This window comes from Paraburkholderia sp. RHO2, from assembly GCF_050955445.1.
Lineage (GTDB): Bacteria > Actinomycetota > Actinomycetes > Mycobacteriales > Mycobacteriaceae > Prescottella > Prescottella agglutinans_A.
Genome location: NZ_CP162617.1, coordinates 2,361,302 through 2,375,756, shown reverse-complemented (window position 1 = coordinate 2,375,756; position 14,455 = coordinate 2,361,302). Strand labels below are relative to the sequence as shown.

Genomic DNA, 14,455 nt, shown 5'->3' with positions numbered 1-14,455 from the left:
GGGGTGGTGCACAGCGCTACACGCACGGAGCCAAGTCGGTGCCGCGCCTCTCCCAGTGTGCCATCACCAGGTCGATCGAACGGGAATTCGTCAACGATCGCATTCTGCTCATACCGAACACGGCGCTGGACGTCAGGGCTCGCCGCCCCCGGCTGCACCCTCGTCGAAGAGGTCCAGCTGCGGCTCACGGGCACGAACCTCGATCCCACCGATCGCGGCGTCGGGCGGCGGCGTGAGCCCCAGTTGCGCCCACGCCGCCGCGGTCGCGACCCGGCCGCGTGGCGTGCGCGCGATCATGCCCGCCCGCACCAGGAAGGGCTCGCACACCTCCTCGACGGTGCTCGCTTCCTCCCCCACCGCCACCGCGAGGGTCGACACGCCGACCGGTCCACCGCCGAAGCTGCGCACCAGCGCACCGAGCACCGCCCGGTCCAGGCGGTCCAGGCCCAGCTGGTCCACGTCGTAGACCGCGAGGGCCGCCTTCGCGACGTCGCGGGTGACGACACCGTCCGCGCGGACCTCGGCGTAGTCACGGACCCGCCGCAGCAGGCGGTTGGCGATACGCGGGGTGCCGCGGGACCGGCCGGCGATCTCCGCGCTCGCCTCCTCCCCCAGATCGACGCCGAGGATGCCGGCCGAGCGCAGCAGGATGCGCTGCAGCTCGTGGGGCTCGTAGAAGTCCATGTGGGCGGTGAACCCGAACCGGTCGCGCAGCGGACCGGTGAGCGAACCCGACCGCGTCGTGGCGCCCACCAGGGTGAACGGTGCGATCTCGAGCGGAATCGACGTGGCGCCCGGCCCCTTGCCCACGACGACGTCGACGCGGAAGTCCTCCATCGCGAGGTACAGCATCTCCTCGGCAGGGCGGGCCATCCGGTGGATCTCGTCGATGAACAGCACGTCCCCCTCGACGAGGTTGCTGAGCATCGCGGCGAGGTCGCCCGCCCGCTCGAGCGCGGGACCGGACGTGAGCCGCAACGACGTCCCGAGTTCGGCGGCGATGATCATCGCCATGCTCGTCTTGCCGAGGCCGGGCGGCCCGGACAGCAGGACGTGGTCGGGCGTGCCGCCGCGCATCTTCGCGCCCGCGAGTACCAGTTGGAGCTGTTCGAGGACGCGCGGTTGCCCGATGAAGTCGTCGAGGCTCTTGGGCCGCAGGCTCGCCTCGATCTCGCCGTCCGACGGGACGAAGTCGGCCGTCACCGCGGACTCACCGTCGGTGAGGTCGAGGCCGTCGGACCCGTCCGGGTCGGTCATCGCGTCTTACCCAGCAACGTGAGCGCCGACCGCAGCACCCTCGACGTCGCGGCGTCGGGATCGGAGGCGAGCACTGTGTCGGTGGCCTTCTCCGCCTGATCCAGCCGGAAGCCGAGCCCCGTCAGCGCCTCGACGACCTGGTCCCGGACGGCACCCGTCGTCCCCGGTACCGTCCCGGCCGCGTCACCCGTGGTCGGGACGGCCTCGACCTTGTCGCGCAGTTCGACGACCATGCGTTCGGCTCCGCGCTTGCCGATCCCCGGCACCCGTGTCAGGGCGGTGACGTTGCCCTCGGCGAGCGCCTTGCGCAGCGCCTCCGGTTCGAGGACCGCGAGGATCGCCATCGCCAGGCGCGGGCCGACACCGGACACGGTCTGCAGGAGCCCGAACAGATCGCGGGACTCGGCGTCGGCGAACCCGTACAGCGTCATCGAGTCTTCACGCACGATCATCGCCGTCAGCAGTCGCGACTCCTCGCCCCGGCGGAGCGTCGCCAGCGTCGCCGGGGTCGCGTTGAGGCGGTAGCCGACGCCGGTGGCCTCGATCACCACGTGGTCCAGCCCGATCTCGAGGACCTCTCCCCGCACCGAAGCGATCACCGTTTTCCTGCCTTCCCTGCCGCAATGTCCTTGAGCCGCATCTCGTACCGTCGCTTCTGTTCCGCCGCCGCGGCCTCGGCGACGGCCATCCGATCGAGCATCGGCGCGCGCCAACAATGGCAGATCGCGAGTGCGAGCGCGTCGGCCGCGTCCGCGGGCTTGGGTGCGGTGTCGAGTCCGAGGATCCGCGTCACCATCGCGGTGACCTGCTTCTTGTCGGCCGTGCCGCTGCCCGTGACGGCCGCCTTCACCTGGCTCGGCGTGTGGAAACACACAGGGATTCCCCGTTTGGCCGCGGCCAGCGCCACCACCCCGCCCGCCTGCGCGGTACCCATCGCGGTGCGCACGTTGTGCTGCGAGAACACTCGCTCGACCGCGACGACGGTGGGCCGGTAGCGGTCGAGCCACTCGTCGGCCGCCTCCGAGATCCGCAGCAGCCGTGACGCGAGTTCCATGTCCGGCGGCGTACGCACGACGTCGACCGCCACCGGCCTCACCTCGCGCCCGCGGCCGGCGTCGACGACGCCCAAACCGCACCGCGTCAGACCGGGATCGACCCCCAGAACACGCACGCGCCCACCTCTCGCACCATTTCCGAACAGCTGTTCGATCATAGCGGGAGGTGGGCGCGCGGCCGTGTACCAACACGCAGCCGGTGGGCGGACCCGGCTACCGGACGCGGACGAGTCCGGGCATCGGATACGTGCCGTCGATCAGCCAGGCCGGCTGCGTCAGATCGAGCGCTGCACGGCGTCGTGTGCCGCGATGTAGCCGTACACGAGACCCTGGCCGATGGTCGCTCCGGCGCCCGGGTAGGTGTTGCCGAACGCATTCGCCGCCGTGTTGCCGATCGCATACAGGCCGGGGACGGTGCTGCCGTCCTCGCGGAGCACCCGAGCGCGTTCGTCGGCGGTGACGCCACCACAGGTGCCGAGGTCGCTGAGTGTCATCTTGACGGCGTAGAACGGACCCTTGGCCAGAGGCCGCAGGTTCGGGTTCGGCGTGATGGTCGGATCGCCGTAGTAGCGGTCGTAGGCGCTGGCACCGCGCTGGAAGTCCGCGTCGACGCCGGCGGCTGCCGCCTCGTTGAACCGTCGGAACGTGTCCGCGAACGCGCCCTCGGGCAGACCGGCCGAGCGGGCGAGTTCGACGGGGTCGGACGACTGGTGCGCGATCCCGGCGTCGTACCAGGACTGCGGCAGCGGCTGCCGCGGGAACAGCCCCGCCGCAAAGATGTAGCTGTTGCGGTACGCCTGGTCGAAGACGATCCACATCGACTCGACCGGGTCGCCGGCGCGCTCACGCTCGAGAATGCGCTGGCCGAACGACATGTAGTCGGTGGACTCGTTGACGAATCGGCGACCGGTGTGGTCGACGATGAACGAGCCGGGCAGCGACCGCTCCGCGAGCATGACCAGCGGATCGCGACCGGGCAGCGCCGCGACCGCCGGGAACCACCAGGCCTGATCCATCAGACCGATGTCCGCGCCGGCCTCCTGCGCGATCCGGATTCCGTCTCCGGTGTTGCCCTCCGCGCCGAGGCTCTCGTGATCGGCGAGGCTCTCCGACTGGAACTTGTGACGCATGTCCATATCGTGGTCGAAGCCGCCGGTCGCGAGGACCACACCGCGCCGCGCCGTCACGGTGAACTCGCGGCCGTTCTGGACGACGACCGCACCGGTCACGGCGTCACCGTCATTGGTCAGGCTCACGATGGACGTCTCGGTCCAGACCGGGATCTTGGCGTCGAGGATGCCCGCGAACAGCCCGGCGGCGAGGGCCTGTCCACCCGCCATGTACTCACGCTTGAGGGCAAGGCCACCGAGGCCCTGAGCGACCCGCTTCGCGATGCGTGGCAGGCCCTTCGACGGGACCCGCGCGACGAGGTTCATCCACTTGTAGTCCGCGCCGGTGGTCGGCATCGGGACCGGGGCCTCCATGACACCCGGACGCAGCCGGGGCCGCTCGGCGCCGAGCACGGAGGCGTCGAAGGGCAGGCACTCACATGTCCGCCCCGCCGCGGAACCGCCGGGCAGTTCGGGGTGGTAGTCGGAGTACTCCTTGGCCCAGAAGAAGCGCATCGGAGTGGTGCGACGCAGCATCTCGACGGTGGCCGCACCGTAGTCGAGGAACGCGCCACCACGTTCGTCCGGCGCGGAACCGTCGACCACCGCCTTGACGTACGTGCGGGCACGCTCGAGCGTGTCCCCGGCACCGGCCTCCTGCAGGATCGGGTTGGCGGGAATCCAGAACGCCCCACCCGATCGTGCCGTCGATCCGCCCACGTACTTGGTCTTCTCGACCACCAGCGTCGACATACCCAACTCGTTCGCGGCAAGGGCGGCAGCCATGCCGGTCCCCGCCCCGACGACGAGTAGGTCGACAGTGATGTCACGCGCGGGGGTCGGGGCCAACTCTCGACTGTTGCTCACAGGCACTCTCCTGTTCCTCGGGATAGTGCGCTGAACGCTAGATCCGGGACGACGGCACGGCCAGCGGAGATCCCGCGGGGCGGGACTACAACAGAACTCCCGCCCGTGAGCCGGCAGACCGGCGTCACGAGCGGGAGTTCGTTCGTGTTCGACTACGCGTCGAGTTCGGCGAGCACCTCGTCCGACACGTCCACGTTGGTGTAGACGTTCTGGACGTCGTCGGAGTCCTCGAGCGCGTCGACGAGCTTGAAGACCTTTCGCGCGCCGTCGGCGTCGACCGGCACCTCGACGGAGGCGCGGAAGTCGGGGTCGGCCGACTCGTAGTCGACACCGGCGTCGACGAGCGCGGTGCGCACGGGGATCAGGTCGCCGGCCTCGCACACGATCTCGAAGGAATCACCGAGGTCGTTGATCTCCTCGGCGCCGGCCTCGAGCACGATCTCGAGCAGGTCGTCCTCGGTGCGTCCGTTCTTCTCGAGCACCACGACACCCTTGCGGGTGAACAGGTACGAGACCGAACCGGGGTCGGCCATGTTGCCGCCGTTGCGGGTCATCGCGGTGCGGACCTCACCGGCCGCACGGTTGCGGTTGTCGGTGAGGCACTCGATGAGCACGGCGACCCCGTTGGGGCCGTAGCCCTCGTACATGATGGTCTGCCAGTCGGCGCCGCCGGCTTCCTCGCCGCCGCCGCGCTTGCGGGCCCGCTCGATGTTGTCGTTGGGGACCGAGCTCTTCTTGGCCTTCTGGATGGCGTCGAAGAGGGTGGGGTTACCAGCCGGATCGCCGCCACCCGTACGAGCCGCCACCTCGATGTTCTTGATCAGCTTCGCGAACATCTTGCCGCGCTTGGCGTCGATCACGGCCTTCTTGTGCTTGGTGGTGGCCCATTTGGAGTGGCCGCTCATTCGTGGGAGCCCCTTCCTGCAGTGCGCCGTGGCAGATACGACAAATCCCACGGCAAACGACTGCACACTTGTCGGATGTTCGATGCTACCTGCATACCTCTGCACCCCGGATACACCGCCTCCCCCGGAAGGTCACGATCCGGTTGAAGTTGCTGCGATCCCAGGACACTCGGTCCATTCCAATGGACCCTTCCAGAGACATCCATGACATGGACATCCACAACGACGGGGACGGTGTCTCGCGCGGGGGCGCGGACGAACAGATACCGACCGTTGGGGGAAGGGCGAACGAATGCGCATTCACAGACCGGGATTCACGAGACGGCTCAGGCAACGCCTGATCGGCATGACGGCAGCGCTACTCGTGCTTCCCGCCTTCGCTGTGGTCGCCGGGACCTCGACCGCGTCGGCAGCACCGTCCGGCGGCTACGAGGAAGTGTTCGTCAATTCGTCGATGGGTCCGATCAAGGTCCAGATCCAGTGGGCGGCGCGCGGCGGCAACGCCGCGCTGTACCTGCTCGACGGCCTCCGCGCACGGGACGACCGCAACGCGTGGTCGTTCGAGACGAATGCGCTCGACCAGTTCCGCGACGACAACATCACCCTGGTGATGCCGGTCGGCGGCCAGTCCAGCTTCTACTCGGACTGGTACGCGCCCAGCAACTTCAACGGGCAGAAGGTCACCTACAAGTGGGAGACGTTCCTGACGCAGGACCTGCCCGCCTACCTGGCGACCCGCGGCGTCTCGCGGTCCAACAACGCGATCACCGGTCTGTCGATGGGCGGATCGGCCGCACTGACGCTCGCCGCGTACCACCGGGACCAGTTCAAGTACGCCGGTTCGTTCTCCGGCTACCTGAACATCTCCGCACCCGGCATGCGTGAAGGCATCCGGATCGCGATGCTCGACGCGGGCGGCTACAACGTCGACTCGATGTGGGGCCCGCCCTGGAGCCCGGCGTGGCTGCGTAACGACCCGTTCGTGTTCGCCCCGCAGCTTCGCGGACTGTCGATGTACATCTCGTCGGGCAACGGTCTGGTCGGCGAGTTCGACCGGCCTGTCGGCTCGGTCGGCTCGTTCAACACCTCCAACGCCATGGGCCTCGAGGCGCTGGCGCTGGCGAACACGCGGGCGTTCCAGCTGCGGCTGAACTCCCTCGGGATCCCGGCGACGTTCGACTTCACCAGCGCCGGAACCCACTCGTGGGCGTACTGGTCCGAGGAGCTGTGGAAGTCACGCCCGCAGATCCTCGACACGATGAACGCCTGGTGATCGTCGGACGGTGACGGGTGCGGGGGTCAGTTCCCCCGCACCATGTCCACGAACAGCCCGTGCACGCGGCGGTCGCCAGTGACCTCAGGATGGAACGAGGTGGCCAGGACCGAGCCCTGCCGCACGGCCACGATGTGGTCGGCGGCGGGGCCTTCCGGCACCCGCGCGAGCACATCGACACCCGGGCCCACACGCTCGACCCACGGCGCGCGGATGAACACCGCGCGCACCGGATCGCCGTCGATGCCGGCGAAGTCGAGATCCGCCTCGAACGAGTCGACCTGACGCCCGAAGGCGTTGCGCCGCACCGTCATGTCGAGCCCGTTGAGGTGCTCGGCGTCGGGCCGCGTGTCGAGGACCTCGCTCGCGAGCAGGATCATGCCGGCGCACGAACCGTACGCGGGCATACCGGCCTTCAGCCGGGCGCGCACCGGCTCGAGCAGTTCGAACACGGTCAGCAGTCGGCTCATCGTCGTCGACTCGCCACCCGGAATGATCAGTCCGTCCACGGATTCGAGTTCCGAGAGCCTTCGGACGCCGATGCCGCGCGCCCCACAGGATTCGAGTGCCGCGAGGTGCTCGCGAACGTCGCCCTGCAACGCGAGCACGCCGATCGTCGGTTGATTTGCCACGAGTGAAAGTCCTGCACTGTTCGACGCTGTTGACCCCAGAAACGCTATCAGTCCCCGGTTCCCGGGCAATCGAGCGGCCGGGCCGACCGAACTGCGTCAGGAACCACGCGGCCAGCGTCAAGCCCGCGTCAACGGAACCCGACGACACTGGGCGCGACTCCCACAATCGGCGATGTGATCGCTACACGTGTCCCCACGGGCGATGGGACGGCCCGACAACCGAGCAACCGCGCCGACCGCAACAAGCTCACCGTCGCTACCGGGCTCGCAGGCCTGTCCCTCGACGCTCTCGCATCGGTCGCATACGGTCCCGAGGCGGTCGTTCTGGTTCTCGCCGCGGCGGGCGGCACCGGACTGGGCATGACCCTGCCGGTGACCCTGGCGATCGCGGTGCTGCTCGCGGTCCTGGTGGCGTCGTACCGCCAGGTGATCGCCGCGTATCCCGACGGCGGCGGCGCGTACGCGGTCGCGAAGACGCACCTCGGCCGCCGCGCGGGGCTCACCGCCGCCGCGTCACTGGTGCTCGACTACGTCCTCAACGTCGCCGTCTCGATCGCCGCCGGCGTCGCCGCGCTCACGTCGGCGATCCCGGCCCTCCTCCCCTGGACGCTGTGGATCTGCCTGCTGGTCCTCGCCGTCGTCACCGGCCTCAATCTGCTCGGAATCGCCTACAGTGCACGCACGTTCATGCTTCCCACGGCCGCCTTCATCGTCAGCATCCTCGTTGTCATCGTCGCCGGGTTGATCCGGTCCGAACCCGCCACCGTCGCGCAGGGCGAGGCGATCGCCACCAACGTCACGACGGTCGGTGCCCTGCTGGTGCTCAAGGCGTTCTCGAGCGGCTGCGCCGCACTGACCGGTGTGGAGGCCATCGCGAACGCCGTGCCGAGCTTCCGCCGCCCACGCGTCCGGACGGCGCAGCGGACCGAGGTCGCGCTCGGCGTGCTGCTCGGGACCATGCTCCTGGGACTCGCCGTCCTGATCGAGAAGTTCGAGGTCCATCCGATCGAAGGCACCACCGTGCTGTCCCAGGTCACCGAGGCGGCCCTCGGCGGCGGTGCCGACTACTACCTGGTCCAGGGCGCGACCGTGGTGCTGCTCGCGCTCGCCGCGAACACGTCGTTCGGTGGTCTCCCGACGCTGCTACGACTGCTCGCCGACGACGATTGCCTGCCCCACCGGTTCGCGGCGCGAACCGGCCGCGAGGTGTACCGCTTCGGCGTCCTCTGCCTCGCCGGCACCGCGGCGGCGCTGCTCGTGGGATCGAACGGCAGCATGAACGCGCTGGTTCCGCTGTTCGCCATCGGCGTGTTCGTGGGGTTCACCCTCGCGCAGGCCGGCCTCGTCCGGCACTGGCGCTCGGTGCACTCCCCCGGTTGGAAGTGGCGAGCCACCCTCAACGGCTGCGGAGCAGCGCTCACCGGGATCGCCGCGGTGGTCACCACCGCGATGAAGTTCGCCGAAGGTGCGTGGCTGATCGCGCTCGCCCTGCCCACGCTGGTGCTCGCGATGGAGTGCGTCCACCGCACCTATACCGGTCCGGCGCCGCGATCAGTCGGCGCGCAGCAGCCTCGTCAGGCCCTCCTGCACCACGGCCGCAACGAGATTGCCGCTGCGATCGAAGATCCGACCCTGGGTGAGCGCCCGGCCGAACCCCGCCGACGGCGACGTCTGGTCGTAGAGCAGCCAGTCGTCGGCACGGAAGGGCCGCATGAACCACAGCGCGTGATCGAGTGACGCGCTCTGGATCGGGGTGTCGGGGTGGATCGTGCTGGCCGACGCCAACAGCGTCATATCGCTCATGTAGGCGAGCGTGCAGATGTGGAACACCGGATCGTCCGGTAGCGCCTCACGAGACCGGAACCAGACCTGCTGCTGGACCGGGACACCGGGTCGGCGCTCGATCCGCTCGGCCGGCACGTACCGCAGATCCCAGTCGGCCCACTCGCGGAACTCCCACGACATCTCCTCGGACCGGAGCGTCGACGCGTCCGGCAACTCCTCGGGAGCGGGCACCGGCGGCATCACGTCCTCGTGCTCGATGCCCTCGTCGAGGACGTGGAACGACGCCGACATCGTGAAGATCGCCTGCCCGTCCTGCACGGCGGTCACCCGGCGCGTGGTGAACGACCGGCCGTCGCGGATCCGGTCGACGAGGTAGACGATCGGCATGACGGGGTTGCCGGGACGCAGGAAGTACCCGTGCAGCGAATGGACCTGAAAGTGCTCGTCGACGGTGCGCACCGCCGACACCAGCGCCTGACCGGCGACCTGACCACCGAAGGTGCGCGGCAGCATCGTCTCGGTGGCGATCCCCCGGAAGATGTCCTTCTCGAGCCGCTCGAGTTCCAAGATCTGTTCGATCTTCGCCATGTCGGGTCTCCTTCCAGGGACGCCCGCCCAGGCTAGCAACGCAGAAACACGAACGCGGTGAGGTCCCGGTCGGGTCCTCACCGCGTTCGTCGTGTCCAGAGATCCTGCGGGATCTACCGGTTGAAGGTCACCAGCCGCGCTCGGCGAGGCGGTGCGGCTGCGGGATGTCGTCGACGTTGATGCCGACCATGGCCTCGCCCAGACCGCGGGAGACCTTCGCGAGGACGTCGGGGTCGTCGTGGAAGGTGGTGGCCTTGACGATCGCGGCCGCGCGCTCGGCGGGGTTGCCGGACTTGAAGATGCCCGAGCCGACGAACACGCCCTCGGCGCCGAGCTGCATCATCATCGCCGCGTCTGCGGGGGTCGCGATGCCACCAGCGGTGAACAGGGTGACGGGAAGCTTGCCGGCCTTCGCGACCTCGACGACCAGGTCGTAGGGGGCCTGCAGTTCCTTGGCCGCGACGTACAGCTCGTCCTCAGGCAGCGACGTCAGGCGGCGGATCTCCTGGCGGATCTTGCGCATGTGGGTGGTGGCGTTGGAGACGTCACCGGTGCCGGCCTCGCCCTTGGAGCGGATCATCGCGGCGCCCTCGTTGATGCGGCGCAGCGCCTCACCGAGGTTGGTGGCGCCACACACGAACGGGACGGTGAACGCGAACTTGTCGATGTGGTTCTCGTAGTCGGCGGGGGTGAGGACCTCGGACTCGTCGATGTAGTCCACACCCAGCGACTGCAGGATCTGTGCCTCGACGAAGTGACCGATACGGGCCTTGGCCATGACCGGAATCGAGACGGCCTCGATGATGCCGTCGATCATGTCGGGGTCGGACATGCGCGAGACGCCGCCCTGGGCGCGGATGTCGGCGGGCACACGCTCGAGGGCCATGACCGCGACGGCGCCGGCGTCCTCGGCGATCTTCGCCTGCTCGGGGGTGACCACGTCCATGATGACGCCGCCCTTGAGCATCTCGGCCATGCCCCGCTTCACGCGTGCAGTGCCGGTAGTGGGGGTGGTGTCGGGGGTGCTCACAGCAAACTCCTGGGTTCTCGCCGGCTTCGGATGACTATCTGGCACATACGGGCCTGACGGCACCGCAGCGCATGGGCAATTCTAGGACCACACCGCACCAGGCCCGATAGCCAGTGCCCGATAGCTGGCCTGCTGTGGCAACCGTCATATCAGCGGATCGCCCGGACCTCGGGCTCGTCGACCCGCACCACCGCCAGGTTCGCCTCGCCGAGCAGATCCGGCAGATCCTGCGGGTAGACGGCTTCCCCGGTCTGCTGGATGGCGCGGATGTCCGACGCGGTGCACCAGCGGTGCTCGGTGATGATGTGCTGTTCGAGTTCGGTGAAACCGCCGCCGTGCGGGACGAACTCGTCGGTCCGGAGCGCGAAGAACAACTCCTCCGACCGGATCAGCTCGCCGGCGAACGGGAAGATCGCCACCCGGCGCCACAGCGGACCGCGCAGCGCATCCGGCGACACCGTCCTCCCCGTCTCCTCCCGCACCTCGCGCACCGCCGCGGCCCGGAGCGTCTCCCCCGTCTCCACGCCGCCGCCGATGGTGAACCAGAACGTCGTCTCGGGCGTCGCCGGGTCGTGCCCCCGCATCAGCAGGACGCGGCCGCGCTCGTCGAGCATCACGACCCGCGCCGACGTCCGGACCTCGTCGAGGTGCAGCCCCGACGGCTCCGTCCGCTCCGCGATCTCGAAGTACGTCGGCAGGGGCGCGGTACCGCCCAGGTGGAACCACCGGACCGGGCGTCGGGTGCGCAGGGCCAGGGTGTCGCGCACGGCGTCGTTGTGGAAGCGGCGAGCGATCAGCACCCGAGCCTCGGCGTCGGCCAGTTCGGCCACCAATTGCGGTGGGAGCGTGTGGGTGTCGAGCGTTGTCAACGCACCCGACAGCGCGTTCTCCGCCGTCTCCCGATGCGCGCGGTCGGCCCGCTCGGCCTGACCGGCCAGAACCGACAGACGCTTGCCCTCCAGCGAGGCGGACGCCATCGCTGCCGCGATCGCCCGGACGACCACCGCACGCCGAGCGAGGGCCGCGTCGAGGGCCTGCCACGACAGGTCCGAGCGCACGTGCAGTCGATCGAGTCGGTTCGCGGTGCCGTAGGCCCATGCGCCGATCGTGGCGATCACCGCCGCGACCAACGCGACGATCAGAATCGTCATCGCGGAGAAGGTCACGAACGCACCTCGCGCACACCCGCGGAGCCGACCGTGACCGTCTCGTACACCCGCAGAATCTGCTCGGCGACGACCGGCCAGTCGTACTCGGCCACCACGGCGCTGGCCACGTCGGTCAGCGCCCGGCGCCGGTCCTCGTCCCCGAGCACCGTGTCGATCGCCTCCGCGAGGGCCGCCGAGTCACCGATGGGGACGAGCAGCCCCGCGGTGCCGTCACGCAGCACCCGACGGAAGGCGTCCAGCTCGCTGGCCACGACCGGCGCACCCGCCGCCATCGCCTCGACGAGCACGATCCCGAAGCTCTCACCGCCCAGGTTGGGCGCGCAGTACACGTCGACGCTGCGCAGGGCCGACGCCTTCTCCTCGTCGCTCACCTGTCCGAGCAGCCGCAGATGTCGGGCGTGGCGGCCCGCCTCCTTGAGCAGCTTGTCCTCGTCGCCGCGGCCCACGACCAGGACCTCGAGGTCCGGGTACTTCTCCACCAGCGCCGGGAGGGCGCCGAGCAGCACCGCCATGCCCTTGCGCGGCTCGTCGTAGCGTCCGAGGAACAGCACGGTCTTGCCCGCGCGCGGGTATCCGGGCAGCGGCTCGGCCGTCGCGAACGCCGGCACGTCGACGCCGTTGGGGATCTCGACCGCGTCCGAGCCCAGCGACTCGACCTGCCAGCGCCGCGCGAGCTCGGATACCGCGATCCGTCCGCTGATCTTCTCCAGGTAGGGCTGGAGCACACCCTGAAACGTGCTGAGCACCAACGACTTCGTCGTGGACGTGTGGAACGTCGCGACGATCGGGCCCTCGGCGATCTTCATCGCGAGCATCGACAGGCTCGGCGCGTTGGGCTCGTGGATGTGCAGGACATCGAAGTCGTTCTCGGCGATCCAACGCCGAGTCCGGGCGTACGACACCGGGCCGAACGTCAGCCGCGCCACCGAACCGTTGTAGGGAATGGCGACGGCGCGCCCGGCCGACACCACGAACTCCGGCAGCTCGGTGCCGTCCGACGCCGGTGCGAGAACGCTGACCTTGTGACCGCGCTCGATGAACACCTCGGCCAGCTCGACCACGTGCGCCTGCACGCCGCCCGGCACGTCGAAGGAGTACGGGCAGACCATGCCGATCTTCATCGCGACTCCATACGTGCACGACGGGCCTCGGACAGGTCGTCGAGCCACAGCGGCTGCAGCATGTGCCAGTCCGCCGGGTGAGCGGCGATGTCGGCCGCGAAACAGTCGGCCAACGCTTGGGTGGCGCCGCCCACACCCACCGAGACGTCGATCGGCGCGGAAATCGAGAATCCCCACCCGCCGTCGGTGAACCAGCAGTGCACGGGCAGCAGCGCCGCACCGGTCTCGATCGCGAGCTTCGCCGGACCCGCCGGCATCCGGGTCGGTTCGCCGAAGAACGTGACCGGCACGCCCTTGGCCGCCAGGTCGCGCTCGCCGAGCAGGCACACGACCTTGTTCTCGCGCAGGCGCTTCGCGAGTTCCCCGAACGGAGGCTGCTCGCCGCCGCTGAGCGGGAAGATCTCGAACCCGAGGCTCTCCCGGTAGGCGACGAACCGGCGGTACAGCGACTCGGGCTTCAGGCGCTCGGCCACGGTGGACAGACCGCCCCACGTCTGCGCACACCACACGCCGGCCATGTCCCAGTTCCCGCTGTGCGGCAACGCCAGGATCGCGCCCTTGCCGTCGGCCATCGCCTTGTCGAGGTGTTCGGTTCCGACGACCGTGCGGTCGACCTTCGCCTTGGTCTCCGCCAGGTCCATCGACGGCAAACGGAACGCCTCGCGCCAGTACCGGGCGTACGAACGCAGCGAGTCGCGAATCAGCTCGTCCGGGACCTGCTCCGGCGGGACGCCGAGGACGCGAGCGAGGTTGCGGCGCAACTGCTGCGGCCCGCCACCGCGACGGGCGGCGAAGTCGGCGCCGGCGTCGAAGACCGCGGTCGCCAGCCGTTCCGGAAGTGCCCGGACGACACGCCATCCCGTCGCATACCCGAGGTCGGTCACCCTCTCCGAGATGTTCACGACGCCTCCCCCGCACCGTGGTTCTCCGCGGCGCGCGGCGCGATCGGCAACAGGTCACGGGCACCGGCCGAGTTGCGTACCGCCAGGACCCGCTGGAACACCGTGATAATGCTCGCGACGGCGAGGATCCACATCGCGACGTACACGGACCAGTACAGCCAACCGATGTCGAAATGTCCTGCGATGCCGGTCAATCCGGCACCGACCAGAACGATGATCAGCCGATCGGGGCGCTCGATCAGGCCACCGTCGGCGGACAGGCCACTGGCTTCCGCACGAGCCTTCGCATACGAGATCACCTGCGAGGTCACGAGACAGATCAGTGTCGCGATCAGCAGGTTCTTGCTGTTCTCGTGATAGACGGCCCACCACGCGAGCCCCGCGAAGATGGCGCCGTCGGCCAGCCGGTCGCACGTGGCGTCGAGCACGGCACCGTACCGCGTGCCGCCCCCACGCGCACGCGCCATGGCGCCGTCGAGCATGTCGAACATGACGAAGAACCAGATCAGCATGGTTCCCCAGAACAGATGTCCGGACGGGAAGAGCGTCAACGCGCCTGCGATGCTCGCAACCGTGCCGATCACCGTGACCGCGTCCGGCGTGAGCCCCGTCTTCACCAAGGCGCGGCCCATCGGGGCCGTCACCTTGGACACCGAGGCTCGTCCGAAGAAACTCAGCATCCCGCTCCCCCCTCCCGCGTCCGGTCGTGGTACCGGGTCCTTGCGGACCCGGAATCCGATCCTGCCATGCTGCGCCCCCGAC

The 14,455-nt window shown here is 69.2% G+C and carries 13 protein-coding genes and 1 pseudogene; 2 read left to right on the top strand and 12 right to left on the bottom strand.

Features of this window, described 5'->3' with window-relative positions:
• Positions 1 to 132 precede the first annotated feature (132 nt).
• From ruvB to ABTV10_RS10970, 5 genes are all read right to left on the bottom strand, one after another.
• On the bottom strand, positions 133 to 1,257 hold the full coding sequence (gene ruvB, locus ABTV10_RS10990) for a Holliday junction branch migration DNA helicase RuvB (protein ID WP_433612579.1): 1,125 nt from the start codon (positions 1,255 to 1,257) through the stop codon (positions 133 to 135).
• Positions 1,254 to 1,856, bottom strand: a complete 603-nt coding sequence (gene ruvA / locus ABTV10_RS10985) for a Holliday junction branch migration protein RuvA (protein ID WP_499034678.1) — start codon at positions 1,854 to 1,856, stop codon at positions 1,254 to 1,256. Before ruvA ends, ruvB begins: the two co-directional genes overlap by 4 nt.
• Positions 1,853 to 2,428, bottom strand: a complete 576-nt coding sequence (ruvC, locus tag ABTV10_RS10980; RefSeq protein ID WP_499034675.1) for a crossover junction endodeoxyribonuclease RuvC — start codon at positions 2,426 to 2,428, stop codon at positions 1,853 to 1,855. Before ruvC ends, ruvA begins: the two co-directional genes overlap by 4 nt.
• A gap of 159 nt (positions 2,429 to 2,587) precedes the next feature.
• Positions 2,588 to 4,288, bottom strand: a complete 1,701-nt coding sequence (locus ABTV10_RS10975; protein WP_499034672.1) for a 3-ketosteroid-delta-1-dehydrogenase — start codon at positions 4,286 to 4,288, stop codon at positions 2,588 to 2,590.
• Positions 4,289 to 4,440: 152 nt separating this feature from the next.
• Complete coding sequence (locus ABTV10_RS10970; protein ID WP_280763468.1) at positions 4,441 to 5,193, bottom strand: YebC/PmpR family DNA-binding transcriptional regulator; 753 nt, start codon at positions 5,191 to 5,193, stop codon at positions 4,441 to 4,443.
• A 292-nt stretch (positions 5,194 to 5,485) separates the two neighbouring features.
• On the opposite strand from ABTV10_RS10970, the gene ABTV10_RS10965 reads away from it, so the two are divergent.
• Entirely contained in the window at positions 5,486 to 6,466 is a 981-nt protein-coding gene (locus tag ABTV10_RS10965; protein WP_499034668.1) for an alpha/beta hydrolase, read from the top strand.
• 26 nt (positions 6,467 to 6,492) lie between these two features.
• Here the strand turns inward: ABTV10_RS10965 and pdxT are convergent, their stop codons facing one another.
• Positions 6,493 to 7,098, bottom strand: coding sequence for a pyridoxal 5'-phosphate synthase glutaminase subunit PdxT (gene pdxT, locus ABTV10_RS10960; RefSeq protein WP_499034667.1), 606 nt, complete (start codon positions 7,096 to 7,098; stop codon positions 6,493 to 6,495).
• Between the two features lie 174 nt (positions 7,099 to 7,272).
• On the opposite strand from pdxT, the pseudogene ABTV10_RS10955 reads away from it, so the two are divergent.
• Positions 7,273 to 8,529 (top strand): annotated as a pseudogene (locus ABTV10_RS10955) (APC family permease); the annotation flags it as partial.
• Between the two features lie 120 nt (positions 8,530 to 8,649).
• Here the strand turns inward: ABTV10_RS10955 and ABTV10_RS10950 are convergent.
• From ABTV10_RS10950 to pgsA, 6 genes are all read right to left on the bottom strand, one after another.
• A complete protein-coding gene (locus tag ABTV10_RS10950) occupies positions 8,650 to 9,471 on the bottom strand; it encodes an acyl-CoA thioesterase (RefSeq protein ID WP_499034665.1) in 822 nt (273 codons plus the stop codon).
• A 127-nt stretch (positions 9,472 to 9,598) separates the two neighbouring features.
• Positions 9,599 to 10,501 (bottom strand): pyridoxal 5'-phosphate synthase lyase subunit PdxS, encoded by a 903-nt coding sequence (pdxS, locus tag ABTV10_RS10945; protein WP_433612565.1) that lies wholly within the window; start codon positions 10,499 to 10,501, stop codon positions 9,599 to 9,601.
• Between the two features lie 149 nt (positions 10,502 to 10,650).
• A complete protein-coding gene (locus ABTV10_RS10940) occupies positions 10,651 to 11,667 on the bottom strand; it encodes an NUDIX hydrolase (protein WP_499034663.1) in 1,017 nt (338 codons plus the stop codon).
• Positions 11,664 to 12,791, bottom strand: coding sequence for a glycosyltransferase family 4 protein (locus ABTV10_RS10935; protein ID WP_499034661.1), 1,128 nt, complete (start codon positions 12,789 to 12,791; stop codon positions 11,664 to 11,666). Before ABTV10_RS10935 ends, ABTV10_RS10940 begins: the two co-directional genes overlap by 4 nt.
• Positions 12,788 to 13,693 carry a phosphatidylinositol mannoside acyltransferase gene (locus ABTV10_RS10930; RefSeq protein ID WP_499034660.1) on the bottom strand — a complete coding sequence of 302 codons (906 nt, stop codon included), beginning with the start codon at positions 13,691 to 13,693 and terminating at the stop codon, positions 12,788 to 12,790. Before ABTV10_RS10930 ends, ABTV10_RS10935 begins: the two co-directional genes overlap by 4 nt.
• Complete coding sequence (gene pgsA, locus ABTV10_RS10925) at positions 13,690 to 14,373, bottom strand: phosphatidylinositol phosphate synthase (RefSeq protein WP_499034659.1); 684 nt, start codon at positions 14,371 to 14,373, stop codon at positions 13,690 to 13,692. Before pgsA ends, ABTV10_RS10930 begins: the two co-directional genes overlap by 4 nt.
• Positions 14,374 to 14,455: the final 82 nt, after the last annotated feature.

Excerpts from the sequence above, each read along its gene's own strand:
- ruvB (WP_433612579.1), bottom strand. The coding sequence starts at position 1,257 with ATGACCGACCCGGACGGGTCCGACGGCCTCGACCTCACCGACGGTGAG.
- ABTV10_RS10970 (WP_280763468.1), bottom strand. The coding sequence starts at position 5,193 with ATGAGCGGCCACTCCAAATGGGCCACCACCAAGCACAAGAAGGCCGTG.
- ABTV10_RS10965 (WP_499034668.1), top strand. The coding sequence starts at position 5,486 with ATGCGCATTCACAGACCGGGATTCACGAGACGGCTCAGGCAACGCCTG.
- ABTV10_RS10950 (WP_499034665.1), bottom strand. The coding sequence starts at position 9,471 with ATGGCGAAGATCGAACAGATCTTGGAACTCGAGCGGCTCGAGAAGGAC.
- ABTV10_RS10935 (WP_499034661.1), bottom strand. The coding sequence starts at position 12,791 with ATGAAGATCGGCATGGTCTGCCCGTACTCCTTCGACGTGCCGGGCGGC.
- pgsA (WP_499034659.1), bottom strand. The coding sequence starts at position 14,373 with ATGCTGAGTTTCTTCGGACGAGCCTCGGTGTCCAAGGTGACGGCCCCG.